Origin of the sequence: Pseudomonas sp. NFX224, assembly GCF_048565165.1 — a bacterium.
Lineage (GTDB): Bacteria > Pseudomonadota > Gammaproteobacteria > Pseudomonadales > Pseudomonadaceae > Aquipseudomonas.
Genome location: NZ_CP183416.1, coordinates 4508708 through 4533979, shown reverse-complemented (window position 1 = coordinate 4533979; position 25272 = coordinate 4508708). Strand labels below are relative to the sequence as shown.

The 25272-nt window shown below is 60.2% G+C and carries 23 protein-coding genes; 13 read left to right on the top strand and 10 right to left on the bottom strand.

Annotated features, from left to right (window positions below):
* The first annotated feature begins 174 nt into the window (after positions 1–174).
* From ACNYC6_RS20720 to ACNYC6_RS20695, 6 genes are all read left to right on the top strand, one after another.
* Positions 175–2298 carry a TonB-dependent receptor plug domain-containing protein gene (locus tag ACNYC6_RS20720; RefSeq protein WP_419708932.1) on the top strand — a complete coding sequence of 708 codons (2124 nt, stop codon included), beginning with the start codon at positions 175–177 and terminating at the stop codon, positions 2296–2298.
* A gap of 1 nt (position 2299) precedes the next feature.
* Positions 2300–3232 carry an ABC transporter substrate-binding protein gene (locus tag ACNYC6_RS20715; RefSeq protein ID WP_419708931.1) on the top strand — a complete coding sequence of 311 codons (933 nt, stop codon included), beginning with the start codon at positions 2300–2302 and terminating at the stop codon, positions 3230–3232.
* Positions 3229–5130, top strand: coding sequence for an ATP-binding protein (locus tag ACNYC6_RS20710; protein ID WP_419708930.1), 1902 nt, complete (start codon positions 3229–3231; stop codon positions 5128–5130). The genes ACNYC6_RS20715 and ACNYC6_RS20710 overlap by 4 nt, the downstream gene beginning before the upstream one ends.
* A 247-nt stretch (positions 5131–5377) precedes the next feature.
* Positions 5378–5893 carry a 3-hydroxyacyl-[acyl-carrier-protein] dehydratase FabA gene (gene fabA / locus ACNYC6_RS20705; RefSeq protein ID WP_003179264.1) on the top strand — a complete coding sequence of 172 codons (516 nt, stop codon included), beginning with the start codon at positions 5378–5380 and terminating at the stop codon, positions 5891–5893.
* A gap of 11 nt (positions 5894–5904) precedes the next feature.
* Positions 5905–7125, top strand: coding sequence for a beta-ketoacyl-ACP synthase I (gene fabB, locus ACNYC6_RS20700; RefSeq protein ID WP_015096439.1), 1221 nt, complete (start codon positions 5905–5907; stop codon positions 7123–7125).
* 318 nt (positions 7126–7443) lie between these two features.
* The gene (locus tag ACNYC6_RS20695; RefSeq protein ID WP_419708929.1) at positions 7444–7632 is read left to right on the top strand and encodes a hypothetical protein; all 189 of its coding nucleotides are present in this window, start codon (positions 7444–7446) and stop codon (positions 7630–7632) included.
* Between the two features lie 59 nt (positions 7633–7691).
* Here the strand turns inward: ACNYC6_RS20695 and ACNYC6_RS20690 are convergent, their stop codons facing one another.
* The 8 genes from ACNYC6_RS20690 to ACNYC6_RS20655 all read right to left on the bottom strand — a co-directional run bounded on the left by ACNYC6_RS20690 (position 7692) and on the right by ACNYC6_RS20655 (position 17244).
* A complete protein-coding gene (locus ACNYC6_RS20690; protein WP_419708928.1) occupies positions 7692–8639 on the bottom strand; it encodes a hypothetical protein in 948 nt (315 codons plus the stop codon).
* A gap of 176 nt (positions 8640–8815) precedes the next feature.
* Positions 8816–9358: a DUF2058 domain-containing protein gene (locus tag ACNYC6_RS20685; protein WP_419708927.1), complete on the bottom strand. Its 543-nt coding sequence runs from the start codon at positions 9356–9358 to the stop codon at positions 8816–8818.
* A 28-nt stretch (positions 9359–9386) separates the two neighbouring features.
* A complete protein-coding gene (gene mazG / locus ACNYC6_RS20680; RefSeq protein ID WP_419708926.1) occupies positions 9387–10220 on the bottom strand; it encodes a nucleoside triphosphate pyrophosphohydrolase in 834 nt (277 codons plus the stop codon).
* Positions 10221–10345: 125 nt separating this feature from the next.
* Positions 10346–12589 carry a GTP diphosphokinase gene (gene relA / locus ACNYC6_RS20675; protein WP_419708925.1) on the bottom strand — a complete coding sequence of 748 codons (2244 nt, stop codon included), beginning with the start codon at positions 12587–12589 and terminating at the stop codon, positions 10346–10348.
* Between the two features lie 121 nt (positions 12590–12710).
* Positions 12711–14063 carry a 23S rRNA (uracil(1939)-C(5))-methyltransferase RlmD gene (rlmD, locus tag ACNYC6_RS20670; protein WP_419708924.1) on the bottom strand — a complete coding sequence of 451 codons (1353 nt, stop codon included), beginning with the start codon at positions 14061–14063 and terminating at the stop codon, positions 12711–12713.
* Positions 14063–14965 carry a cysteine synthase CysM gene (gene cysM / locus ACNYC6_RS20665; RefSeq protein WP_419708923.1) on the bottom strand — a complete coding sequence of 301 codons (903 nt, stop codon included), beginning with the start codon at positions 14963–14965 and terminating at the stop codon, positions 14063–14065. Before cysM ends, rlmD begins: the two co-directional genes overlap by 1 nt.
* A gap of 148 nt (positions 14966–15113) precedes the next feature.
* Positions 15114–16535, bottom strand: coding sequence for a histidine kinase sensor domain-containing protein (locus tag ACNYC6_RS20660; protein ID WP_419708922.1), 1422 nt, complete (start codon positions 16533–16535; stop codon positions 15114–15116).
* The gene (locus ACNYC6_RS20655; RefSeq protein WP_419708921.1) at positions 16525–17244 is read right to left on the bottom strand and encodes a response regulator transcription factor; all 720 of its coding nucleotides are present in this window, start codon (positions 17242–17244) and stop codon (positions 16525–16527) included. The genes ACNYC6_RS20660 and ACNYC6_RS20655 overlap by 11 nt, the downstream gene beginning before the upstream one ends.
* 215 nt (positions 17245–17459) lie before the next feature.
* Between ACNYC6_RS20655 and ACNYC6_RS20650 the strand changes: the two genes are divergently transcribed.
* The 4 genes from ACNYC6_RS20650 to ACNYC6_RS20635 all read left to right on the top strand — a co-directional run bounded on the left by ACNYC6_RS20650 (position 17460) and on the right by ACNYC6_RS20635 (position 22438).
* Positions 17460–20213, top strand: coding sequence for a response regulator (locus ACNYC6_RS20650; protein WP_419708920.1), 2754 nt, complete (start codon positions 17460–17462; stop codon positions 20211–20213).
* Positions 20214–20273: 60 nt separating this feature from the next.
* Positions 20274–21263, top strand: a complete 990-nt coding sequence (locus ACNYC6_RS20645) for a 2-hydroxyacid dehydrogenase (protein ID WP_419708919.1) — start codon at positions 20274–20276, stop codon at positions 21261–21263.
* Between the two features lie 336 nt (positions 21264–21599).
* The gene (locus ACNYC6_RS20640) at positions 21600–22034 is read left to right on the top strand and encodes a hypothetical protein (RefSeq protein WP_007988765.1); all 435 of its coding nucleotides are present in this window, start codon (positions 21600–21602) and stop codon (positions 22032–22034) included.
* A complete protein-coding gene (locus tag ACNYC6_RS20635) occupies positions 22034–22438 on the top strand; it encodes an META domain-containing protein (RefSeq protein WP_338582487.1) in 405 nt (134 codons plus the stop codon). Before ACNYC6_RS20640 ends, ACNYC6_RS20635 begins: the two co-directional genes overlap by 1 nt.
* Before the next feature lie 73 nt (positions 22439–22511).
* On the opposite strand, the gene ACNYC6_RS20630 is transcribed toward ACNYC6_RS20635, so the two are convergent.
* Positions 22512–22979, bottom strand: coding sequence for a TlpA disulfide reductase family protein (locus ACNYC6_RS20630; protein WP_419708918.1), 468 nt, complete (start codon positions 22977–22979; stop codon positions 22512–22514).
* A gap of 114 nt (positions 22980–23093) precedes the next feature.
* On the opposite strand from ACNYC6_RS20630, the gene arsC reads away from it, so the two are divergent.
* Genes arsC through ACNYC6_RS20615 form a run of 3 tightly spaced genes read left to right on the top strand, consistent with a single transcriptional unit; the run spans position 23094 to position 24468 of the window.
* The gene (gene arsC / locus ACNYC6_RS20625; protein ID WP_419708917.1) at positions 23094–23447 is read left to right on the top strand and encodes an arsenate reductase (glutaredoxin); all 354 of its coding nucleotides are present in this window, start codon (positions 23094–23096) and stop codon (positions 23445–23447) included.
* Entirely contained in the window at positions 23444–24040 is a 597-nt protein-coding gene (gene wrbA / locus ACNYC6_RS20620) for an NAD(P)H:quinone oxidoreductase (protein WP_008054817.1), read from the top strand. Before arsC ends, wrbA begins: the two co-directional genes overlap by 4 nt.
* Positions 24041–24042: 2 nt before the next feature.
* Positions 24043–24468 carry a DUF2069 domain-containing protein gene (locus ACNYC6_RS20615; RefSeq protein ID WP_419708916.1) on the top strand — a complete coding sequence of 142 codons (426 nt, stop codon included), beginning with the start codon at positions 24043–24045 and terminating at the stop codon, positions 24466–24468.
* Between the two features lie 100 nt (positions 24469–24568).
* Here the strand turns inward: ACNYC6_RS20615 and ACNYC6_RS20610 are convergent, their stop codons facing one another.
* Complete coding sequence (locus ACNYC6_RS20610) at positions 24569–25243, bottom strand: DNA-3-methyladenine glycosylase I (RefSeq protein ID WP_419708915.1); 675 nt, start codon at positions 25241–25243, stop codon at positions 24569–24571.
* Between the last annotated feature and the right edge of the window lie 29 nt (positions 25244–25272).

Genomic DNA, 25272 nt, shown 5'->3' with positions numbered 1-25272 from the left:
CAGTGGCGATGTCGGCATTATACGGAGCGCCCCAGTCGCGGCCAGCCCCCGCGTCAATTACCCGCGCAGATGGAAAGAAGTCCGATAAAGCCGCGGAAAATGCTGACATCGTGACTGGAAAAGTCATCGGGCTCGGTTACCATGCGCGCAAACAATTAATAACAAGGATGTGTTGTGTCGCTGGGCTCTCCATCTCCCCACTCGCCGTTGGTGCTGGCGCTGGCTTTCAGCTCGCCATTGCTGGCTGACGATTTGTTCCTCGACAGCGAACCGCTGCCGCAAGTGCTCACGGCCACGCGTCTGAAGCAGTCGCCCGCAGCCGTGCCGGGGAGCATGACGGTGCTCGACAATGCCTTGATCACCGCCAGCGGCGCCCGGGACATCAGTGAGGTGCTACGGCTGGTGCCGGGCATGATGGTCGGCAACATCAGCGGTAATCAGGCCACCGTGAACTATCACGGCACCAGCGCCGGCGAAGCGCGACGCATGCAGGTATTGATCGACGGTCGCTCGGTGTACCGCGCGGGCCTGGCCACGGTGGACTGGAGCGACATCCCGGTGGCCATGGAGGACATCGAGCGCATCGAGGTTTTCCGAGGTCCGAACACCGTCAGCTACGGCGCCAATGCGCTGATGGCAGTGGTCAACATCATCACCCGCAACCCGGCCGACAGCCACGGCACGCGAATGAAAGTCACCCGTGGCCAGCGCGGCATCAACGACTTTTATGCCAGCCAGAGCGTGGGTTGGGAGGATGGCGACTTGCGTTTGTCCCTGTCCGGCCAGCAGGACGATGGCTTCGACAGCGACCGTCGGGGCGACGATTACCACGACAGTCGCCGCTTGAATCGCTTCAACCTGGCGGTCAGTCAGACACTCAACGAACGACAAAGCATCGATTGGCAATTGAACGCCAAAGAAGGCAACAACCAGCGGCCCTACACCTACCGTCCGGTGTTCTCGGGGATTACCCGCGCCGGGGACGATTCCGACGTCACGGCCAAAGACTACGCCGGCTCGCTGCGCTGGAATCTCGACATCAATCCCGATCACAGCCTGTATATCCAGGGTTCGGCCCAGCACTGGGATCGCCAGCAAACCTGGCGCGCCTGTGATGCCGAAGTATCGTTCAGCCCGCAACTGACCGAACTCTGGCAACTCAACCCGAACTTCACCGAGCGCCTGGCCCGCAATATCACGCGCTTCACCGGTACCGGTGCCCCAGCGGGCACGCCTGCCGAGCAGGCGCTGGCCAATCAAGTCCTCGATCAATGGCGCAACGGCGCCCGCCAGACCGTCTGCGGCGACATCGACCAGAGCGCCCGGGAAACACGCTACGATCTTGAATTGCAGGACACCCTGAGCCTGTCCGATAGCCTGCGGCTGGTCAGTGGCGTGAACTATCGTTACGACCGGGCGAAATCCGAGACCTACTTCAATGGCACCCTCGATGACACGACGTGGCGGGCATTCGGCCAACTTGAGTGGCGCGCCAGTGAACATTGGTTGCTGCAGGGCGGCGCGATGTTCGAGGACACGCGGTTGATTGGCAGTTCGCTGACCCCGCGAGTGGCGGTCAATTACCTGATCAACCCGCGCCATGGGTTGCGTGCGGTGTATTCCGAAGCCATTCGCTCACCGGACATGTTCGAGAACAGTGTCAACTGGAGTTACCGCGTCACCAACATCCAGCCAGGGGCCTACGGCCAGTCCAGCGCCCGTTACTTCGTCAAGACACGCGGCCCCGGCGACCTCGATCAGGAACACATGCGCTCCCGCGAACTGGGCTACAACGGCTACTTTGCCGACTGGGGGCTGGCGGTCGATGTGAAGCTGTTCTACGACGAAATCACCGGCATGATCAGCGAGCCGCTGCGCAACAACCAGTACATTGCAAGCAACTCGAACACCTCGCGCTTTTCGGGGACCGAAACCCAGCTCGACTGGAGAGTCGGCAATGCCGACCGACTGCGCCTGACCTACGCCTACGTCGATTCGGATGCCAGCAACCCGCAGGATGCGCTTCAGACCGCACGCAACAGCGGCTCCATCGGCTGGCTGCGCGATTGGGGTCAGGGCTGGAACAGCGCACTCTTCTACTATGGCGACGATGCGCTCAACGGTTATCGCTTCGAGCGCATCGACACACGCATCGCCAAGCACATTCGCCTCGGCAAGGCCAACCTGGAACTGGCCGCCGTGCTCCAGCAACGCCTCGACAATCAACCCGCCACTTTCGTCGACAACAACTATGACGAACGCCGGGTGATGTACTTCAGCGCGGAGTTGGCGTTTTAAGATGGCGCATTGTCCGTCACGCAAGTCGCCAGGTGTGGGGCACCTGTTGGCCATGCTGTGCCTGGTGATCGGTGGCTGGCTGAGCAGCCTGTCGGCCAACGCCGCGGACATTTTGTTGACCGGCGCCGAGGACAGCCCCGGCGTGCAATCTTTCATTCAGGCCCTGCGTGAATTGCGCCCTGGCGATCAGGTGCGTTTCCGCCCACTGGCCGAGCTGCCGACGCCAGAAAAACTGGCCGACGACACGCGTTTGATTCTGCTCGACTTGCCGAGCCTCGACTGGCGCCTACAAGACCCGCAAGGCCCGGCGACGTTGGTGATGCGCATCAGCCGACTGCAAGCGCGCCAACATTTGGGGGACAGACTGCCGCCGTACCTCAGCCTGCTCTGGAGCGATCCGCCGCTGGAGCGCCAATTGCGCCTGACCCGACTCCTGTTGCCTCAGGTCAAACGGGTCGGTGTGTTGTACGACGATCACAGCGAGTTTCTGTTGAAGGAACTGCGCCGGGCCGCTCACACCCTTGGGCTTGAGGTGGTCACCGAGCGCTGGGACAACACCCACGACAGTCGTCCATTGCAAACCTTGCTCAACAACAGCGACGTACTGCTGGGCCTCGATGACCCCGATCTGTTCAACCAGAAAACCGCAAAAAACCTGCTGCTCAGCAGTTACTCGCGACAACTGGCGCTGATCGGCCCCAACGCAGGATTCGTCAGGGCCGGAAGCCTGGCCAGCACTTACACCGATCAGGGTGACTGGCTGGTGATACTCGATCAATTGCTCGATCAGCCACCCGCGACGTGGCCGCGCACGCTCTACCCGCTTCGCTTCAAAGTCGCAAGCAACCCGCAGGTGGCTCGTTCATTAGGTATGGAACAGATAAACGAAGCGTCTGTCGCAACACTGTTGGCCGAAAGAGAACGCCGCCCATGACCTTCCGTCGCCGTTGGGACATCAACACCCGGACCCAGCTCATTAGCCTCGGCCCTGCCCTGTTGCTGACCTTGTTGTTGATCAGTTTCTTTACCTTCGTGCGGATCCAGGACCTGCGCCAAGAACTCAACCACACCGGCCAACTCATCGCTAATCAGCTGGCCCCGGCCACGGAATACGGGGTGATTTCCGGCAACAACGAGGTGCTGGAGAGTCTGCTCAAGGCCACGCTGGCCACGCCCAACGTGCGCTTCCTTGAAGTGCAGGACAGCACCAACCGGATTCTGGTGTATGTCGAGCAACCGTCGACCAGCCACAGCAGCCCGCATCAAGTCGAAGTGTTCCAGGCGCCGGTGCGCCTGCAACGGGTGCCGCTGCACGATGATTTTTTCCAGAACAACAAAGTCGCCAGCAATGCGCCCGCCGAAGACTATCTGGGGCGGGTGATCGTCGGTCTGTCCAACGATGCATTCAGTCAACGCCAGCAGGAGATCCTGCTCAAGGCTGCGATCCTGGCGCTGTTCGCGCTGCTTTTTACCTTCGTGCTCGCCCGGCGCCTGGCGGGGAGCCTGTCGCAACCGATCCGCGACATCGGCAACGCGGTCAAGGCGATCCAGGACGGCGACTACAAGACGCCGCTGCCCATCGTCGACGACACCGAGCTGGGCGCCTTGTCGCAACACATCAACAACCTGGCCAGCGGTCTCGAACAGGCCAGCCATGAACAGCATCAAGCCATGGCGCAACTGATCCAGACGCGCGAGGAAGCGGAAAAGGCCAACAACGCCAAGTCCGATTTCCTCGCGATGATGAGCCACGAACTGCGCACGCCGATGAATGGCGTGCTGGGCATGCTGCAGTTGTTGGAAACCACGCAGATGACCGACGAGCAGGTCGAATACGCGGCGCTGGCTTCGGAGTCCACCGAACACCTGCTCAAGGTCATCAACGACATTCTGGATTTCTCGCGCATCGAGCGTTCGGAACTGGAGCTGGAACATATTCCGTTCAACCTCGCCGACCTGATTGGCAGCTGCGCCCAGGCGTTCCACCACAGCGCTGCACAACGCGGGCTCGACTTGCAATTGCTGATCCCCGAAGACATGCGCGCGTTGCAGGTCCAGGGTGATCCGACGCGAATCCGGCAGATTCTGGTGAACCTGATCGGCAATGCGCTGAAGTTCACCGAGCAGGGTCGCGTGTCCATCGAACCGCAGTGGCAGTCACTGGATCACGAATTGCTGTGGTTTACCTGCACGGTGCGCGACAGCGGAATCGGCATCGCGGCCGAGAGCCTGGAACTGATGTTCAACGCGTTTCAGCAGGCCGACAGTTCCATTTCAAGACGTTACGGCGGCACCGGGCTGGGTCTGCCGATTGCGCGCACGCTCGCCGAACGCATGGGCGGCACCTTGCGCGCCCAGAGCGAAGAAGGTCGCGGCTCGGTGTTCACCCTGGAAATCCCGCTGGCGCTGTATCAACAGCCTTTGCCGGTACTGGCGCCCCGGTCGCCGACAGGCAAAGGCGACGGTGAAGGGCGCAATGTGTTGCTGGTTGAGGACAACCCGGTCAACCAGACGGTCATCGAAGCCATGTTGCGCAGTCTGGGCTTCACGGTCAGCGTCGCTGCCGATGGCGCGCAGGCGGTGCGCAGTGCCGAGAGCCTGATTTTCGAAGCGATCCTGATGGACTGTCGATTGCCTGTCCTCGACGGCTATGAGGCCACCCGACAGATTCGCCAACTGCCCGGTTGCACCGACCTGCCGATCATCGCCTTGACCGCCAATGCCTTGCAGGGCGATCGTGAAGCCTGTCTGTCGGCGGGGATGAACGATTATCTGGCCAAGCCCTTCAAACGTACTGATCTTCAGCAAATTCTGCAGCGCTGGGTGCAGTAGTACAGGCCTTTCGAGCATCTGCGACTGGCGTGAAAGGCGAAAGTGCGGCAGTCTTAGGCACCCGAACAGGCCCGAAAAGGGGCTTGAATAAAAATTTCAGTGCACAAGTGTACATTCATGTCCTTGGTGCTGTGACTTTCACCACAACGCAATAGTCTATGAGTAGGCTGCCGGTTCGAGGCATGAACGCTTCGATCGGCCGGGAAGATTTGCCCCACCTGCCGCATGGGACTATTGAGGAGCTCGCATGACCAAACAAAACGCCTTTACCCGGGAAGACCTGCTGCGCTGCAGTCGCGGTGAGCTGTTCGGCCCAGGTAACGCGCAACTGCCCGCCCCGAACATGCTGATGGTTGATCGCATCACCCTGATCAGCGAAGAAGGTGGCAAGTACGGCAAAGGTGAATTGGTCGCCGAGTTGGATATCACTCCGGACCTCTGGTTCTTCGCCTGCCACTTCGAAGGCGATCCGGTGATGCCGGGCTGCCTGGGCCTCGACGCCATGTGGCAACTGGTCGGATTCTTCCTCGGCTGGCAAGGCCTGCCGGGCCGCGGTCGCGCCCTGGGTTCGGGCGAAGTGAAATTCTTCGGCCAGGTTCTGCCGACCGCCAAGAAAGTCACCTATAACATTCATATCAAGCGCGTCCTCAAGGGCAAGCTGAACCTGGCCATCGCCGACGGTTCGGTCACTGTCGACGGTCGCGAAATCTACACCGCCGAAGGCCTCCGGGTCGGCGTGTTCACCTCCACTGACAACTTCTAAGGGTTATCCGCATGCGCCGCGTCGTTATCACTGGTCTGGGCATTGTTTCGTGCCTGGGCAATGACAAAGAGACCGTCTCCGCTAACCTGCGTGCAAGCCGCCCTGGCATCCGGTTCAACCCGGAATATGCCGAAATGGGTCTGCGTAGCCAGGTTTCCGGCTCCATCGACCTCAACCTTGAAGAGCTGATCGATCGCAAGATCTATCGCTTCGTCGGCCACGCGGCAGCTTATGCGTACCTGGCCATGAAAGACGCCATCACCGACTCCGGCCTGACCGAAGAGCAGGTGTCCAACCCGCGTACCGGCCTGATCGCCGGTTCCGGTGGCGCATCGACCCTGAACCAGATGGAAGCGCTGGACATCCTGCGCGAGAAAGGCGTCAAGCGCGTCGGCCCATACCGTGTAACGCGGACCATGAGCAGCACCGTTTCCGCTTGCCTGGCCACCCCGTTCAAGATCAAGGGCCTGAACTACTCCATCGCTTCTGCCTGCGCCACCAGTGCTCACTGCATCGGTACCGCCATGGAACAGATCCAGATGGGCAAGCAGGACATCGTTTTCGCCGGTGGCGGTGAAGAAGAGCACTGGAGCCAGTCGTTCCTGTTCGACGCCATGGGCGCATTGTCCAGCAAGCGCAACGACACACCGGAACAAGCTTCCCGTGCCTACGATGCTGACCGTGACGGTTTCGTCATCGCCGGCGGTGGTGGCATGGTCGTGGTTGAAGAGCTGGAACACGCTCTGGCCCGCGGCGCGAAGATCTACGCGGAAATCGTTGGCTACGGCGCGACGTCCGACGGCTACGATATGGTTGCCCCGAGTGGCGAAGGCGCGATCCGCTGCATGCAGCAGGCGCTGTCCACCGTCGACACCCCGATCGACTACCTGAACACCCACGGCACTTCGACCCCGGTCGGCGACGTCGCGGAAATGAAAGGTGTGCGTGAAGTGTTCGGCGACAAGGCTCCAGCCATCAGCTCCACCAAGAGCCTGTCGGGTCACTCCCTGGGCGCCGCCGGCGTTCACGAAGCGATCTACTGCATGCTGATGATGGAAGGCAACTTCATTGCCGGCTCCGCCAACATCGACGAGCTGGACCCTGAAGTGGCCGATCTGCCGGTGCTGACCAAGACCCGCGAAAACGCCACCATCAACACCGTGATGAGCAACAGCTTCGGTTTCGGCGGCACCAACGCCACGCTGGTGCTGAAGCGCTGGGAAGGCAAGTAATTCCCCGCGGCTGAGCCGCACATGAAAACGCCCCGACTGGTTCGGGGCGTTTTTTTTCGCGTTAAATACGTAGCTCAACCGCCCCCCTCTTTGTAGCAGCTGAAAAAACGCCGGTCCTTTTTGCCGTCGAATATGAAGCTTTTGTCATGAAACTTAAGGCCCTGCGACTGAATGTCGCGCACTTCAAGGCCTGCGGGATTTTCTCCGATTCTGCAACAGTCCCTTTCCAAACTCTGTTGTTTACTTAGCAAGCTACCAAACCCTATAACAGAGTCCTGCACACGCCTTGCTGCAGATAACAGAAATTGGAGCTAGCAGATGACTGTAAAAGTGACTGAACGCGACGATTCACATAAATCCCACGAAGGCGTAGCCGCCGGTATCCGCATCTGGGATGTGCATCAACAAGGTTTGCTGGTCGGGATGTTCCACAACGAGATCGACGCCCACAACTACAAGGCTGAACTGGAATCGCTGGAGCACAAACGCGAACTCGCGACCGGTTGAAAAACGCTTCCATCACGATGCAGCCTGCCCCTTCTCTGCCGGGCAGGCTGCGATCTGTTTCAGACAACCTCAAGCAACGTCAAATACAGGTCGCCCTCGATCGGCACCGACCGGACTCGCTCAACAATCCAGCCCGCTTCAAGCCTGACCACTTCAACTTCGCCATCGCCCATTCCGTCATTGCGGATCGAAAACTGCAGCGATGAGGGGTGACGCTTCCCATCATCGAAATCCATGCCGCAAGCGATCAGGAAATCGATTTTCGCCTCGGTCAGCTCAACCTGACTGTCGCGCTCGCCCTCCTCCAGATTGTAGTAATCCAGGCACAGATTGATACCGAAGGGGCAGCCATTGACGAGGCTATTGATGAACTTCCCTTCATAACCACCAAAGTAACTATGCTCGGCCCGTACGCTGCTGAGCTTCTTCACCCTGACGACGATCTCTTCGGAAAGCCTGAACAACCAAAAACCCCCATCCATACTCAGGTGCTTGCCAAAATCGATACCCGAAACATGGCGTTTTGGCCACATCGACATCAACGGCCTATCAACTTCATATTCTTTATTGCTGACCGCCAGCAAGTAATTAATAACATCGTAATAACTCGATTCGCCTTCTCCAACTTTGATGAGCGTCGCACAACTCCCCGCCAGCAATACGATTTTGCCGTACCGCTCAACGGGCAGTTCGGTCATCAATGACGCTATACACTCGGGCACCTTCTCCAGATAGGCAGAGTTCAGCTCATGGAGCTCCTCTTCGCTGCGGACCTGGTGCCATGGGATGTTCCAGAAGAATTCAGGCAGTGTGAAGAAAAGACAGACGGCCCCGTCATGGTCCTCTCGGGCGGCCTTCGCGGCCATTTTTATTTTCCAGAGCACATGGTCAACCCGCGCATCCAGCTCACTCGCCAGATAGTCGCGGATGGATTGATAGGAAGACCGCTGCTTTGAAAACTGCGACTTGAAAGTTGGTTGGCGTAACGAAGCGATACTGACAAACATTGATTGAATCCTTATGTATTGAAGTTCATTCCATTTGTTTTCTCCAGATCATTAAAACTATATTTTTTTGAAAAAAAGAAAACCCGAAAGATCGTATCGATACAATCTTTCGGGCTCAATGTATAAATCATGCAAAGTACTAGCAAACATTTAAGCCCGCTAGAACATTGAATCGATTACCACATCAGGTCATCCGGAATCTGATAGGCCGCGTACGGATCGTCCTCAACGCTGACTTCTTCAGTCTTGACGTTCATCTGCACGATGCGCTGCGGATCGCGTTCCTGGATCTTCAGCGCCGCTTCACGAGGAATGACTTCGTAGCCGCCGCCGTGATGGACGATGGCCAACGAACCGTTGCTGAGCTTGTTGCGCATCAGCGCGTTGACCGAGAGGCGCTTGACCTTCTTGTCGTCGACGAAGTTGTAGTAGTCCTCGGTCGTCAGCTTTGGCAGGCGCGTGGCTTCGATCAATTGCTTGATCTGCGCAACACGGGCCTTGGCCTCGGCTTTTTCCTTCTGCTGGCGATTGAGCTCCTGATCGCGCTTGACCTTCTCGGCCATGGCTTCCTGAGCCGCACGCTGCTGGGAGTCATCGAGTTCGATCTGGCCTTTGTGGGCCAGTCGCTGCTGCTTCTGCTTGTCTTTGCTGACCTGCTTGGCCTGCTTCTGGTTGACCAGCCCTGCTTTGAGCAACTGGTCGCGAAGGGAAATGCTCATGGTGCTTATTACTCACTTAGGCAACTGCTCAACCGCAGCTGGGCAAATTCTTTTCCTGACGTTTGGCTTCGCCCCATAAGGCGTCCAACTCTTCGAGGGTGCAATCTTCCATGGGACGGTGGGTGTCGCGCAATGCCTGTTCGATAAAACGGAAGCGTCGTTCGAACTTGCTGTTGGCACCCCGCAGCGCGGTTTCCGGATCGACCTTGAGGTGTCGCGCCAGGTTGACCACGGAAAACAGCAGGTCGCCGATCTCGTCCGCCACGGCCACCGGATCGTTTTCCGACATGGCTTCGAGCACTTCATCAAGCTCTTCACGAACTTTATCGAGCACCGGCAAGGCGTCCGGCCAGTCGAAACCGACCTGCCCTGCGCGTTTCTGCAATTTCGCCGAGCGCGACAGTGCAGGCAACGCGCCAGGCACATCATCGAGCAACGACAACTGTTCAGGCGCCGAGGAATTCTCCGCGCGCTCTTCAGCCTTGATCTCTTCCCAGCGCTGCTTGACCTGTTCTTCATTCAGACGCGGCACATCCAGCGACGCGTACAGATCACCTGTGGGGAATACGTGGGGATGACGACGGATCAGCTTGCGGGTGATGCTATCAACCACGCCAGCAAACTCGAAGCGTCCTTCTTCCCGGGCCAACTGACTGTAATAAACCACCTGGAACAGCAAATCGCCTAACTCACCCTGCAAGTGATCGAAGTCCCCGCGCTCGATGGCATCGGCGACTTCGTAAGCTTCTTCAAGGGTGTGCGGGACGATGGTGGCGTAGGTTTGCTTGATGTCCCACGGACAACCGTACTGCGGGTCGCGCAGGCGGTTCATGAGGTGAAGCAGGTCTTCGAGTGAATACATTTATCTAACTCTGCAAGAACCTGTGGGAGCTGGCCTGCCAGCGATGGCATCACCTCGACTCCACTGAAGGACCGAGTTGTCAGCATCGCTGGCAGGCCAGCTCCCACATTGGATCGAGGTCACCATCAAGGCGTACGGTTACGCCGGGTTTCGATGATGTTCGGCAACTGCGAAATCCGCCCGAGCAACCGCCCCAACGCATCCAGCCCCGGAATCTCGATGGTCAAGGACATCAGCGCCGTGTTGTCCTCCTTGTTCGAGCGGGTGTTGACCGCCAGCACGTTGATCCGCTCGTTGAGCAGCACTTGCGAGACATCACGCAGCAAACCAGAACGGTCGTAGGCGCGAATGACGATGTCCACCGGGTAGGTGAGCACCGGCACCGGCCCCCAGCTGACCTGGATGATCCGCTCCGGCTCGCGCCCACCCAGTTGCAGCACCGAGGCGCAGTCCTGGCGGTGAATGCTCACGCCGCGCCCCTGGGTGATGTAACCGACGATCGCATCCCCCGGCAACGGCTGGCAGCAGCCGGCCATCTGGGTCATCAGGTTGCCGACGCCCTGGATCTGGATGTCGCCACGCTTGCCCGGTTTGTAGCCGGTGGCCTTGCGTGGAATCAGCTCCAGTTGTTCGTTGCCGCGCTCCGGCTCGACCAGTTGCTGCGCCAGGTTGACCAGTTGCGCCAGGCGCAAATCGCCGGCACCGAGGGCGGCGAACAGGTCTTCGGCGGTTTTCATGTTGGCCTTGTCGGCCAGCTTGTCGAAATCCACCGCTGGCAGGCCGAGGCGATTGAGCTCGCGCTCAAGCAGGGTTTTACCGGCCGCGACGTTCTGGTCACGGGCTTGCAGTTTGAACCAGTGAACAATCTTCGCCCGCGCCCGCGAGGTGGTGACGTAACCCAGGTTCGGGTTCAGCCAGTCACGGCTCGGGGTGCCGTGTTTGCTGGTGATGATCTCGACCTGTTCACCGGTCTGCAGGCTGTAGTTGAGCGGCACGATGCGCCCGTTGATCTTGGCACCGCGGCAGTTGTGACCGATTTCGGTGTGCACACGGTAGGCGAAGTCCAGTGGCGTCGCGCCCTTCGGCAGGTCAATGGCGTGACCGTCCGGGGTGAAGATGTAGACACGGTCAGGTTCGATATCGACCCGCAACTGTTCCGCCAGACCGCCGATGTCGCCCAGCTCTTCATGCCACTCGAGCACCTGACGCAGCCAGGAGATTTTCTCTTCGTAGTGATTAGAGCCGGATTTGACGTCAGTGCCTTTGTACTTCCAGTGCGCGCAAACCCCCAGCTCGGCCTCTTCGTGCATGGCGTGGGTGCGGATCTGCACTTCCAGCACCTTGCCCTCAGGCCCGATTACCGCGGTATGAAGTGAGCGATAGCCGTTTTCTTTCGGATTGGCGATGTAGTCGTCGAACTCTTTCGGGATGTGCCGCCAGAGGGTGTGGACGATGCCGAGCGCGGTGTAGCAATCGCGCATTTCCGGCACCAGCACGCGAACGGCGCGCACGTCGTAGATCTGGCTGAACTCCAGACCCTTGCGCTGCATTTTGCGCCAGATCGAATAGATGTGTTTGGCCCGGCCGCTGATGTCGGCATCGACGCCGGTGGCCTGCAGTTCATTTTTCAGCTGGCTCATCACGTCGCTGATGAAGCGCTCGCGATCCAGCCGCCGCTCGTGAAGCAACTTGGCGATCTGCTTGTACTGATCGGGCTCAAGGTAACGGAAGGACAAATCCTCCAGTTCCCACTTGATATGACCGATACCCAGGCGATGGGCAAGCGGCGCATAGATGTCGAAGACTTCACGGGCCACGCGGTTGCGTTTTTCGTCGTCGGCGGTTTTTACCGCACGGATCGCGCAGGTGCGCTCGGCCAGTTTGATCAGGGCGACGCGAACGTCGTCCACCATGGCCACCAACATTTTGCGCAGGTTTTCAACCTGACCCTGAGTGCCGAGCACCAGGGATTTACGCGGGCTCAAGCTGTCGCTGATCGCGGCCATGCGCTGCACGCCGTCGATGAGTTTGGCAACTACAGGACCGAAGCGCTGGCTGACCGCCGGAAGCTGGATCTGGCCTTCGCGCACGCCACGGTACAGGACCGCGGCGACCAGCGAGTCCTGATCGAGTTTGAGGTCGGCGAGAATCTCGGCGATCTCAAGGCCGGTGCGAAAACTCGAGTTTCCTTCCGACCACAGATTCTTGGCCGCATTGGCCTGTTGCTCAGACTCGCGAGCGAACTCGCAGGCCTCTTTCAAGGCTTCGCGATCCAGTGCCAGATCGACACTGACCGCATGATCGAGCCAAGCCTCGAGATTGATACTGCCGTCGGTGTTGATCGGCTGGTGTGCTCTCACCTGTACCATCTTGCTTACCTTCCCTACGACGCAGATTCAATGCGTCAAATCGCTGACCTTCGTTGCCGGTGCACCCACGTCGGGCTGGTGCGCGGCTGCAAGGGCGGGCCAGTCGGACCAGACGAGCATCCTAGCTCGCTTCAAATAACGCCATGGCCTCGACATGTGCCGTCTGAGGAAACATATCGAGAATCCCGGCACGTTTTAACCGGTAGCCCTGCTTGATCAATTCGACCGTGTCGCGCGCCAGAGTTGCAGGGTTGCACGACACATACACCAACCGTTCGGCACCCAAGGTCTTGAGCTTGCGCACGACCTCGAAAGCACCGTCACGCGGTGGGTCCAAGAGTACCGCACAAAAGCCTTCGCGCGCCCATTCGGCGTCGGTCAAAGGCTGGGATAAATCGGCCTGAAAAAACTTCGCGTTATGCAGATTATTGCTAGCGGCGTTCTCGGCTGCCCGATCCACCATCGTCTGCACGCCTTCCACCGCCACCACTTCGCGAGTGGCTTTGGCCAGCGGCAAGGCAAAATTGCCCAGGCCGCAGAACAGATCGAGCACGCGCTCATCCGCGGTCGGTTTCAACCAGTCCAGCGCCTGGGCAACCATCGCTTCGTTGACCCCGGCGTTGACCTGCACGAAATCCCCGGGCCGGTAAGCGAGCTCCAGATTCCACTGTTCCAGACGATAGCCCAACGATTGATCGGCCTCGACCGGTTGCGGCTCGCCGTCGCCATGCAGCCACAACTGGGCTTCATGGAACGCGCAGAATTCCTTGAGGATCGTCAGGTCGGCGTCGGACAACGGCGCCATGTGCCGCAGCAATACCGCCAGCGATGATCCGCTGAACAATTCCACATGCCCGAGTGCCTGGGGTTTGCTCAAGCGGCGGAGCATCTCCGGCAAACGGGTCATGATCGGTTGCAAGGGCTGTACCAGCACCGGGCAGTCATTGATACCAACAATGTCCTGGCTGCCAGCGGCGCGGAAACCGACGTCGAGTTTCTTCGCCTTCATGTCCCAGCGCACGGCTACGCGGGCGCGGCGACGGTAACCGAATTCCGGACCACTCAAGGGCATTGCCCACTCTTCAGGCTCGACACCGGCAACCTTGGACAATTGTTCGGCGAGCATGCGCTGTTTCAGGGCGAGCTGTTCGTTATGAGGCAGATGCTGCACGCTGCAACCGCCGCAGCGACCGGCATGGGCGCACGGTGCCGGGCGACGCAACTCGCTGGCCTTGAATACCCGTTCGGTACGCGCCTCGACCACTTTGCCGTGGGCACCGAGTACGCGTGCCTCGATCTCTTCACCGGCCAATGCGCCGATGACGAACCAGGTGCGACCTTCGAAAAACGCGATACCGCGACCGTCATTGGCCAGGCGCTCGATGGTCAGGCGCTGCTTTTTGCCGGTCGGGACTTGCGGGGCCTTGCTGCCGCCGGTGGGCTGGAAGCGCAGGCCTCTCTCATGCTTGGCCATCAGTTGGGTGCGTCAAAAATGCCGGTCGACAGGTAACGGTCGCCACGGTCGCAGATGATCGCGACGATCACCGCGTTTTCAACTTCTTTGGACAGGCGCAGCATCGCCGCCACGGCACCACCCGAAGAGACGCCACAGAAGATGCCTTCTTCGCGGGCCAGTCGACGGGTCACGTCTTCGGCTTCGCTTTGCGCCATGTCGACGATCCGGTCCACGCGATCGGCCTGGTAAATCTTTGGCAGGTATTCCTGGGGCCAGCGACGGATACCCGGGATCGCCGAACCTTCCATTGGTTGCAGACCGATGATCTCGACGTTTTCGTTCTGCTCTTTCAAGTAACGCGAAACGCCCATGATGGTGCCGGTGGTGCCCATTGAGCTGACGAAATGGGTGATGGAGCCTTCGGTCTGACGCCAGATTTCCGGGCCGGTGGTGGTGTAGTGCGCTTCGGGGTTGTCACCGTTGGCGAACTGATCCAGCACCTTGCCTCGGCCTTCGGCTTCCATCTTCTGCGCGAGGTCGCGGGCGCCTTCCATACCTTGCTCCTGGCTGACCAGAATCAGCTCGGCGCCATAAGCGGTCATGGCGGCCTTGCGCTCGGCGCTGGAGTTGTCCGGCATGATCAGGATCATCTTGTAACCCTTAATCGCCGCGGCCATGGCCAACGCGATGCCGGTATTACCCGAGGTCGCTTCGATCAGCGTATCGCCGGCATGGATCTGCCCGCGCAGTTCGGCGCGGGTGATCATCGACAGCGCCGGACGGTCCTTGACCGAACCCGCCGGGTTGTTCCCTTCGAGCTTGAGCAAAAGGGTGTTGCTGGTGGCGCCGGGCAGGCGCTGCAAACGGACCAGCGGAGTGTTGCCGACGCAATCGGCGATGGTTGGGTACTGCAAGGTCATGGCGTATTCGCAATCCAGACTGCGGGGGCGCCTATCATACCGGCAAACCTCGCAAGGCCATATCACGCAAAGTGTGGTGCTTATGGTTTATGGGAATAAGGGGCCGGCGCGGCAGGGCAACCCCACATCTACAGTGAGTTGAGGGAGTTCACACATTTCGCGGCTCAAACACGGTCACTGTAGGCGTGAGCCTGCTCGCGATGGCATTCTCAGGAGCACTCTCGACATCCGCCAACAACCGCATATTCATCCGCAAACCCACCGCGGTGTTCTGCGCCCAAAGTTGTCCACCCTGACGCTGCACGGCGTTCCTGGCGATGCTCAGCCCCAGGCCAAACCCGCCGTCACCCGGTCGCGATCCGTCGAGGCGCGTAAAAGGCAGGAAGATCCGTTCCAGATCGGTTTCCGCTACACCGCCGCCCTGATCCTCCAGCCACAGATGCCAGAACTTGCCCTCACGGCGGCCACCGAGGGCGACGATGCCGCCGGCCGGAGAATGCCGAATGGCGTTGCGCAACATGTTTTCCAGCGCCTGGGCCAGGGTGTTGAGGTTACCGCGCACCCAGCAGGAAGCATCGACCTCGCAGCGCAATTGAGCGGGCGACCAGCAGCTTTCATAGCAGGCGTTTTCCGTGAGCATTTCCCACAAGGCCTGGACCTGGATCGCTTCATCGGACAATCGCGTGCGTTCGGTGTCGAGCCAGGCCAGTTGCAGCGTGTCTTCCACCAACCGCTGCATGCCATCGACTTCGCGGCCAATACGCTCGCGCAGGGCTTCCAGCCCCTGCTCGCTTTCGCTGGCCACCCGCAGGCGACTTAGAGGCGTGCGCAGTTCGTGGGACAAGTCGCGCAGCAATTGCTGTTGCAGTGCCACGGTACTTTGCAGGCGTTCTGACATGTGATCGAACGCCCTGCCCAGCTCACCCAACTCGTCGGAGCGATTGGTGGTCCGGCTCGATAACCGCACGTTCAACTGATCGGCGCGCCAGGCATTGGCCTGTGCGCGAAGGTGATTGAGCGGCACCACCAGCAAGCGGTACAGCCCGACGCAAAGAAGCAAGGTGAACAGCCCCGGAATCACGCCGTTGGTGATCACACGCCAGAACACCCGGTAATGCCCGGGCACGAATCGTTTGGGCAGTTCGATCACCAGGCTGCCGGCGGATGGATCGCCGGGAAACGGCACGCGCATCCACGGCCGACCTTTCTTGTGGATGGGCCAATCAAGGCCGCGCAGAAAGGTCAGGCGCTCGATGTCCTTGTCGGTCAATGGCTGGCTGCCCAAGGACTGCAAATCACCGCCGATGACGCCCACCCAGCTCTTTTCCCGGCGTTGCATGCTTTGCAGCCAGCGGTCGACGCCCTCGCGCTTGCCCTGACGCCACGCCTGCTCGGCTTCGGCGGCATGGCGCGTCAGGGTGCCTCGAGCCTCGTCCGAGAGGAACTGGTTGCGCTCCTCCATGTAGCGGCCCCAGGACCAACTGAGCCAGACCATCAACAGACAGAATGCCACCAGCAGACAGGCGAGTTTCCAGAATAGCGAGTGCCGCCCCGGCAATTTACATTTCATCGCCGGCACTCAGGATATAACCCTTGCCCCAGACCGTACGGACTTCACGCTCGGTAAAACCGATGACCTTGAGCTTGCGGCGAATCTGGCTGATGTGCATGTCCAGGCTGCGGTCATGGGCTGCATAACCACGTTGCAGCACATGTTGATAAAGGAAGGCTTTGCTCAGCACTTCATCGCCGTTGCGGTTCAGGGTTTCCAGCAAGCGGTACTCGCTGCGGGTCAGGCCGGCCGCCTGCTCACCGTAGAAAACCTCGAACAGCTCATCGTCGAAACGCAAGTTGTCCTCGGCCGGGGCAATCGCCGCCGTTGTCGGCCGGCGATCAAGCGCAACCCGGCGCAGAATCGCTTCGATGCGCACGCACAACTCGACCATGCTGAAGGGTTTAGGCAGGTAATCGTCGGCGCCCAGGCGGAAGCCGCTGATGCGATCCGCCTCGGCACCGAGCGCCGACATCAGCAATACCGGCGTGGAATGGCTCTGGCGTAATTGGGTCAGCACCGACAGCCCGTCCAGGCCTGGCAGCAGGATGTCCATCAGCACCACATCGAAGGCTTGATCGCGGGCAGCGTCCAGACCTTCCTGGCCATTCTGGCACCAGGTCACCTGAAAGCCGCCACGGCCCAAATGCTCGTGGACATAGGCACCGAGCACGAGGTCGTCTTCGATGGAAAGGATGCGGGGATGGCCGGTAGCAATGGGAGTCATGAGTATCTGCAAATAATTCTCAGTTGACAATTATTCAAGATTGCACCGCACAGGGCAACCCAAGGCTTCGCCTTGCCTGTAAAAGTCTCGAGCCAACCGACGAATGACCACATCAACTTTACGAAGATTGCCCGCCTGCAAATCGCTACACTGCGCAGGTGGCGCGTGCCGGAAGTATGCGCAGTTCTATCGATAGCTGGATGCAGGAGAGATGCGTGCTCAAGAAACTGGGAATTAAAGGCCGCGTGCTGTTGCTGACCCTGTTGCCGACCAGCCTGATGGCGTTGGTCCTGGGCGGTTATTTTACCTGGATGCAGCAATCGGACCTGCAAACCCAACTGATGCAACGCGGTGAAATGATCGCCGAGCAACTGGCGCCCTTGGTGGCGCCGGCCATGGGTCACCACAATAATGAGCTGCTGGAACGCATCGCCACGCAGTCCCTGGAACAACCGGACGTGCGTGCCGTGACTTTTCTCGCGCCGGACCGCACGCTTCTGGCCCACGCCGGGCCCACCATGCTCAATCAGGCACCCCTGGGCGACGGCTCGCAAATGCGGCGCCGCAGCGGCAATGACGCGACCCGTTATTTACTGCCGGTGTTCGGCAAACACCGCAACCTCGCCGGAGAGGTGATTCCCGATGAGTCCGACCGCCTGCTGGGCTGGGTCGAACTCGAACTGTCTCACAACGGCATGTTGCTGCGCGGTTACCGCAGCCTGTTTGCCAGCCTGATGATGATCGCCGCCGGTCTTTGCGGGGCAGCGCTGCTGGCATTGCGCATGGGGCGCACGATCAATGGCCCGTTAAGCCAGATCAAGCAAGCCGTGGCCCAACTCAAGGACGGTCACCTGGAAACCCGCTTGCCGCCCCTCGGCAGCCAGGAGCTGGATGAACTGGCGTCCGGTATCAACCGCATGGCCGGCACCCTGCAAAATGCCCAGGAAGAATTGCAGCACAGCATCGACCAGGCCACCGAAGACGTGCGCCAGAATCTGGAAACCATCGAAATCCAGAACATCGAACTCGACCTGGCGCGCAAGGAAGCCCTGGAAGCGAGCCGGATCAAGTCCGAGTTCCTGGCCAACATGAGCCACGAAATCCGCACGCCGCTCAACGGCATTCTCGGCTTCACGCACCTGCTGCAAAAAAGCGAGCTGACCCCGCGCCAGCTCGACTACCTGGGCACCATCGAAAAATCCGCCGACAGCCTGCTGGGGATCATCAACGAGATCCTCGACTTCTCGAAGATCGAGGCTGGCAAACTGGTGCTCGACCATATTCCGTTCAACCTGCGCGACTTGCTGCAGGACACCCTGACCATCCTCGCCCCGGCCGCCCACGCCAAGCAGCTGGAATTGGTGAGCCTGGTTTACCGCGACACGCCATTGTCGCTGGTGGGCGATCCGCTGCGGCTCAAGCAGATCCTCACCAACCTGGTCAGCAACGCGATCAAGTTCACCCGCGAAGGCACCATCGTCGCTCGCGCCATGCTTGAAGAAGAATACGAAGACAGCGTGCAACTGCGCATCAGCATCCAGGACACCGGCATCGGCCTGTCGAACCAGGATGTGCGCGCGCTGTTCCAGGCGTTCAGTCAGGCTGACAACTCGCTGTCGCGACAACCCGGCGGCACTGGCCTGGGACTGGTGATTTCCAAGCGCCTGATCGAACAGATGGGCGGCGAGATCGGCGTCGACAGCACACCGGGCGAAGGTTCGGAGTTCTGGATCAGCCTGAACCTGCCGAAAACCCGCGACGACGCCGAAGACCTGCCCGGTCCGCCGCTATTCGGCCGGCGCGTGGCGGTACTGGAAAACCACGAACTGGCCCGTCAGGCATTGCAGCATCAACTGGAGGATTGCGGCCTCGCCGTCACGCCTTTCAATACGCTGGAGAGCCTGACCAACGGGGTGACCGGTGCGCATCAGACTGATCAGGCGATAGACCTGGCCGTGCTGGGTGTCACCAGTAACGACATGCCGCCCGAGCGCCTCAACCAGCACATCTGGGACCTCGAACACTTGGGCTGCAAAGTGCTGGTGCTGTGCCCGACCACTGAACAGACGCTGTTCCACCTCTCGGTGCCCAACCCCCACAGCCAGCTCCAGGCCAAACCGGCCTGTACCCGCAAACTGCGGCGTGCGCTGTCCGATCTGGTCAACCCGCGCCTGCCCCGCAGCGAACCCGGCGAGCCGGTTTCCAGCCGCGCGCCGAAAGTGCTTTGCGTCGACGACAATCCGGCCAACCTGCTGTTGGTGCAAACCCTGCTCGAGGACATGGGCGCCAAAGTGCTGGCTGTGGAGAGCGGTTACGCTGCCATCAAAGCGGTGCAGAGCGAGACCTTCGATCTGGTGCTGATGGACGTGCAGATGCCTGGCATGGACGGACGCCAGAGCACCGAAGCGATCCGCCAGTGGGAAAGCGAACGGCATTGCACGCCGCTGCCGATCGTCGCCCTCACCGCCCACGCCATGGCCAACGAAAAACGTGCATTGCTACAAAGCGGCATGGATGACTACCTGACCAAACCGATCAGCGAACGGCAACTGGCACAAGTGGTGTTGAAGTGGAGTGGCCTGGCGCTGCGCAATCAGGTCCCGGAGCGTTCCGGCGACAGCCATGGCAGCGCCTATGAATTGCTGGTGCTGGATCACGAAGAAGGTTTGCGCCTGGCCGCCGGCAAGGCCGATCTGGCCGCGGACATGCTGGCGATGCTGCTGGCCTCGCTGGAAGCCGACCGCGAAGCGATTCGCCAGGCACAGGAAAGCCATGATCACAATGCCTTGATCGAACGAGTCCATCGCTTGCATGGCGCGACTCGCTATTGCGGCGTGCCGCAACTGCGCGCCGCCTGCCAACGCAGCGAAACCCTGCTCAAGCAACAGGACCCGAAAGCCTTCGGCGCGCTTGAAGAGCTCGACCGCGCGATCAATCGACTGGCCGCTCAGGCGCGGATCAATGCTTGATGCAAAGCAAGGTTGCAGGCCGCCACACGGATTAACGTAGCGAAATTCCCGGGAGGACTCATGCGCACGATTCTTTTCAGCAGCCAGACCTATGACCACGACAGTTTTCTTGCCGCCGACTTGCCGTCCGGCATCGAGTTGCACTTTCAAGCGGCACGACTGAGCCTCGATACAGCACCGTTGGCCGAGCATCACGACGTGGTCTGCGCCTTCATCAACGATGACCTCAGCGCGCCGGTGCTCGAACGCCTGGCCGCCGGCGGCACACGCTTGATCGCACTGCGCTCGGCCGGTTACAACCATGTCGATCTGACAGCGGCCAAACGCCTGAGATTGGCGATCGTGCGCGTTCCGGCCTACTCGCCCCATGCCGTGGCCGAGCACGCAGTGGCGCTGATCCTGGCGCTTAACCGCCGTTTGCACCGCGCCTACAACCGCACACGCGAGGGCGATTTCAGCCTGCATGGGCTGACCGGTTTCGATCTGGTGGGCAAGACGGTGGGCGTGGTCGGCACCGGGCAGATCGGCGCGACCTTCGCCAAAATCATGAACGGCTTCGGCTGCCAGTTGCTGGCGTATGACCCCTACCCGAATCCAGAGGTCGAAGCGCTGGGCGCCCGTTATCTGAACTTGCCGCAACTGCTGGCCGAATCGCAGATCATCAGCCTGCACTGCCCGCTCAGTGAACAGAGCAAGCACTTGATCAACCGCGAATCACTGGCGCACATGCAACCGGGCGCGATGCTGATCAACACCGGTCGCGGCGGCCTGGTGGACACGCCAGCGCTGATCGACGCGTTAAAGAACGGTCAGTTGGGTTATCTCGGGCTGGACGTCTATGAAGAGGAGGCGCAGCTGTTTTTCGAAGACCGTTCCGACCTGCCCTTGCAGGACGATGTCCTGGCGCGGCTGCTGACGTTCCCCAACGTGATCGTCACCGCGCACCAAGCCTTCCTGACCCGCGAAGCCCTGGGCGCGATTGCCGCGACCACCTTGCAGAACATCGCGGCGTGGGCGGCCGGTACGCTACAGAATCAGGTCGAGGGCTGATCGGCTCAGGCCTTCGACAAGAGAATCATCAATCCCAGCCAACCGAAGCCGATCAAACGCCGCGGGTGTTACCCGGGGCACGCGCTCATCGGAAGGTAACCGCCCGAACGAAATCACTGCCTCCTAGCGCATCGCAATGAATACAAGCAGGCGCCGTTGAACGGATGCGTTGCTTGCATTCAAAACACTCGGTTAACGCCATGTCCATTCCTTCGGGATGCAAAAGCGGCAGTGTGCCATGACTCGACCGGTAAATTGAACCTGATCGAAGGTCATATGCCCACGCCATGCTGCGCGCAAGCCCGTGCTAGCATATCGCGCATATTTGGAGGACCCATGGTCGAACACGATTTCCGCTACAGCCTGATGAACCCGCAACACACCCTCACCGAATGCCGCGCCCTGGTGCCGGGGCGTTATCAAGTCACCGGTAACGGCGGCTCGATTCGTAATAACGACGTGTTGGTAGTGACCCTCAAGGGCGCCAAGGACTTGTCCATGCGCCTGACCGTCGAAACGGTTCGCCACTTGATCAACCCGCCCGGTCAATGGGTCGCGGTGGCCAGCGGTCCGGTGTTCGGCGAGCTGGCGATTCATACCTGGCAAGTGAACTGCGACAGCTGTGCAAAAGAGCTGAGCTTCGAGTTCGCGGTCGACGCCAAACTGGGCAACAAGGCCGAAAAGCCTGCCGCCACCGCCCGGATTGCCGAGTTGGGCTGGACCACCGTCGGCGAAAAACACCTGTGCCCGAAATGTCAGGAGCCCGCGTGATGAAACGCCTCGCCCTGGCCGGTATGGTCGGTGCAAGCCTGCTGGGTTGCGCCGCCGAGCCTGTGCAATTGCAACAAAACCGCAGCTACATCCTGGAGTGGATCGGCGAGCGGCCGTTGATGGATTACAGCCACCTGACCATCACCCTCGGTGAGGACGGTCGCGCCTACGGCAACGGCGGCTGCAACCACTGGTTCGCGCCGTACACCCTGGAAGGCAACAAGCTGAGCTTCGGCAAGATCGGCAGTACACGCAAACTCTGCGCGCCAGCGCTGATGGAGCAGGAAAAACGCTTCCTTCAGGCGCTGGAAGGCGTGCAACGTTGGGACGTCTCGTCGATCGAGCAGATGCGCTTCTGGCCGGCCGAAGGCAAGCCGCTGCGCTGGTGGCTTGAAGAGGGTTGATTCCCTTTGAAAAGATCGCAGCCCGCGGCAGCTAACTCCCAGTTGGAGCTGCCACAGGCTGCGATCCTTTGCTTTAATTCCTGGCCTGCAACGCCTCCAGTTTCTCCATTACCCCCGTCGCCGTCTGCTCGCCCATCAACTGTTCGCGCACTTTGCCCTTGTTGTCGATGATGTAGGTCACCGGCAGCGCTTCACTGCGCGGCAGCTCGAACACCTCGGAAGGGTCCTGCGCCAGCACGGTGAATTTGATCCCGAGTTTCTCGCTCGCGCCTTTCAGCTCTTCGCCCTGCACATTGTCGAAGTTAACGCCGAACACACCGATTTTCTTGTCCTTGAGCTGCTCGGCCAAGGTGTTCAACTCCGGAATCTCGGTACGGCACGGGCCACACCATTCGGCCCAGTAGTTGAGCACCAGCCATTTACCGTCCAGACGCTCCGCGGCGACCTTCTGCCCATTCTGATCAATCCCGTAGTCGTTACCGCAACCCCCCAGCATCAACGCCCCGATGATCGTCAATGCCGCTGCCAGTCGCCTTGCCATGTCGTATTCCTTGTCAAAAATTGAATGCGCCTGCGACCCATCGCCTCTCGCGGTTCTGGATTGCGCGCTGCACGGTTAGAATAGCCGCCACCTTACGCAAGATGCGACCCGCTCATGACCGATCTGACGCTTTATCACAACCCGCGCTGCTCGAAATCCCGCGGTGCGCTCGAATTGCTCGAAGCCCGTGGCCTGGCCCCGACCGTGGTCCGCTACCTTGAAACCCCTCTGGACGCCACGCAGATCCAGAGCCTGCTGGGCAAACTCGGGATCAGCGCCCGGCAATTGCTGCGCACCGGTGAGGACGAGTACAAAACCCTCAACCTGGCCGACAGCAATCTGAGCGAGGCGCAATTGATCGCCGCCATCGCCGCCCACCCGAAACTCATGGAGCGACCGATTCTCGAAGTCGGCGATAAAGCCGTCATCGGCCGTCCGCCGGAGCAGATCCTGGAATTGTTGCCATGAGTGCGCCGTACATTCTGGTTCTGTATTACAGCCGCAGCGGCTCGACCAACGAAATGGCCAGGCAGATTGCCCGTGGCGTCGAACAGGCCGGCCTTGAAGCACGATTGCGCACGGTGCCGGCGATTTCCACCGAGTGCGAAGCCGTGGCGCCGGACATTCCGGACGAAGGCGCGCTCTACGCCAGCCTCGACGACCTGAAAAACTGCGCTGGCCTTGCCCTCGGCAGCCCGACCCGCTTCGGCAACATGGCGGCGCCGCTCAAGTATTTCCTCGACGGCACCAGCAACCTGTGGCTGACCGGCGCGCTGGTGGGCAAACCGGCCGGCGTGTTCACCTCTACGGCGAGCCTGCATGGCGGTCAGGAAACCACCCTGCTGTCGATGATGCTGCCGTTGCTGCACCACGGCATGCTGATCACCGGCCTGCCCTACAGCGAATCGGCATTGCTGGAAACCCAGGGCGGCGGTACGCCTTATGGCGCCAGCCACCACGCCGGGGCCGATGGCAAAAGCGGCCTGGATGCCCATGAAGTCGCGCTGTGCCGCGCGCTCGGCATGCGCCTGGCCAAGACTGCACAGAAGCTGGAGGGCTGAGAGTGGCCAAGAAGCCGAAGATCCTCCCCGCCATCGATTGGCTCGAACCGCGCGTCAAGGCGATGCGCGTCATCAGCCTGCTGTGCTTTTTCGGGCTGGTGGGGTTGCTGTGCGTCTACTACCTGCTGGTCGCCGATCTGCATGGCGCCCGGCCATGGGTGATCTTGCTGATCGAACTGGTGCCGCTGCTGATACTGGCGCCGGGGATGATTATCGGCAGCCCGCGCGGGCATTCGTGGATGTGCTTTGTGGTGAACCTGTATTTCATCAAGGGCGCACTGGCCGCGTATGACCCGAACCGACAGATTTTCGGCTTGTTGGAGATGGGCGCCAGTCTGGCGGTGTTCTGTTCGGCGCTGTTGTATGTGCGGTGGCGGTATCAGTTGAGCCGCAAGTTGGCCGGCGAAGGCGAAATCTCCGTCGCCTGACAGATTGCAATCGCTAGCAGGCTAGCTGCCACAGGGGACTTGTGTTCGGCACAGATCCAATGTGGGAGCCAGCCTGCTGGCGATTGATCACAACTCAGTGTCAGTGATTGACGGTATAAGCCAGCATCATCGAAATCTGGCTCATCGGCCGCCCGCCACTTTCTTCATACCACTGGTTGAACACATCCTGCACCAACGCAAGGTCACGCAGGCTGCTCGGCACTTTGTCGATGATGTTCTGTGCGTTCAACGCCGCCACCACGTCATAGCTCGGTACAAAAGTGTCCTTGCCGACCATGCGCAGGAACCGCGGCGCCGACAGACCGCCCAATTGATGACCGCGCTTTTTCAGGAAGGTCCAGAGACCGACGATATCGGTCACCGGCCATTCGGCGATCATCGCGCCGAAGCTGCCCTTGTCATGGGCCACGTCCAGCACGAACTGCGCATTGCGCGGCACGCTCTTGAGCTTGCCCAAGTGGCGAATGATCCGCGCGTCCTGCATCAGGCGTTCGAGGTGTTCGGCGCTCATCAGCACGACTTTTTCCGGGTCGAACTTGAAGAACACTTCTTCGAAGGCCGGCCACTTGGCATCCACCAGGCTGTGCTTGAGCCCAGCGCGGAACACACGCAGTGCCATGGTCGAGAGGTAACGATCGTCGGTGATATCGCGCAGTTGCGCCGGGGTTTTGGGAACGGGCAGATGGGCTTCCAGTTCAGCTGCCGAACCGAAACGGTTCAAGCAGTATTCGTTCAGCCACTTGTAGTCGCGCATGCCCTCTCCTGAGGATAGAAACGAAAAAT

Coding starts and splice junctions, on each gene's coding strand:
- ACNYC6_RS20715 (WP_419708931.1), top strand. CDS start 2,300: ATGGCGCATTGTCCGTCACGCAAGTCGCCAGGTGTGGGGCACCTGTTG.
- ACNYC6_RS20710 (WP_419708930.1), top strand. CDS start 3,229: ATGACCTTCCGTCGCCGTTGGGACATCAACACCCGGACCCAGCTCATT.
- fabA (WP_003179264.1), top strand. CDS start 5,378: ATGACCAAACAAAACGCCTTTACCCGGGAAGACCTGCTGCGCTGCAGT.
- fabB (WP_015096439.1), top strand. CDS start 5,905: ATGCGCCGCGTCGTTATCACTGGTCTGGGCATTGTTTCGTGCCTGGGC.
- ACNYC6_RS20695 (WP_419708929.1), top strand. CDS start 7,444: ATGACTGTAAAAGTGACTGAACGCGACGATTCACATAAATCCCACGAA.
- ACNYC6_RS20690 (WP_419708928.1), bottom strand. CDS start 8,639: ATGTTTGTCAGTATCGCTTCGTTACGCCAACCAACTTTCAAGTCGCAG.
- ACNYC6_RS20685 (WP_419708927.1), bottom strand. CDS start 9,358: ATGAGCATTTCCCTTCGCGACCAGTTGCTCAAAGCAGGGCTGGTCAAC.
- mazG (WP_419708926.1), bottom strand. CDS start 10,220: ATGTATTCACTCGAAGACCTGCTTCACCTCATGAACCGCCTGCGCGAC.
- relA (WP_419708925.1), bottom strand. CDS start 12,589: ATGGTACAGGTGAGAGCACACCAGCCGATCAACACCGACGGCAGTATC.
- rlmD (WP_419708924.1), bottom strand. CDS start 14,063: ATGGCCAAGCATGAGAGAGGCCTGCGCTTCCAGCCCACCGGCGGCAGC.
- cysM (WP_419708923.1), bottom strand. CDS start 14,965: ATGACCTTGCAGTACCCAACCATCGCCGATTGCGTCGGCAACACTCCG.
- ACNYC6_RS20660 (WP_419708922.1), bottom strand. CDS start 16,535: ATGAAATGTAAATTGCCGGGGCGGCACTCGCTATTCTGGAAACTCGCC.
- ACNYC6_RS20655 (WP_419708921.1), bottom strand. CDS start 17,244: ATGACTCCCATTGCTACCGGCCATCCCCGCATCCTTTCCATCGAAGAC.
- ACNYC6_RS20645 (WP_419708919.1), top strand. CDS start 20,274: ATGCGCACGATTCTTTTCAGCAGCCAGACCTATGACCACGACAGTTTT.
- ACNYC6_RS20640 (WP_007988765.1), top strand. CDS start 21,600: ATGGTCGAACACGATTTCCGCTACAGCCTGATGAACCCGCAACACACC.
- ACNYC6_RS20635 (WP_338582487.1), top strand. CDS start 22,034: ATGAAACGCCTCGCCCTGGCCGGTATGGTCGGTGCAAGCCTGCTGGGT.
- ACNYC6_RS20630 (WP_419708918.1), bottom strand. CDS start 22,979: ATGGCAAGGCGACTGGCAGCGGCATTGACGATCATCGGGGCGTTGATG.
- arsC (WP_419708917.1), top strand. CDS start 23,094: ATGACCGATCTGACGCTTTATCACAACCCGCGCTGCTCGAAATCCCGC.
- wrbA (WP_008054817.1), top strand. CDS start 23,444: ATGAGTGCGCCGTACATTCTGGTTCTGTATTACAGCCGCAGCGGCTCG.
- ACNYC6_RS20610 (WP_419708915.1), bottom strand. CDS start 25,243: ATGCGCGACTACAAGTGGCTGAACGAATACTGCTTGAACCGTTTCGGT.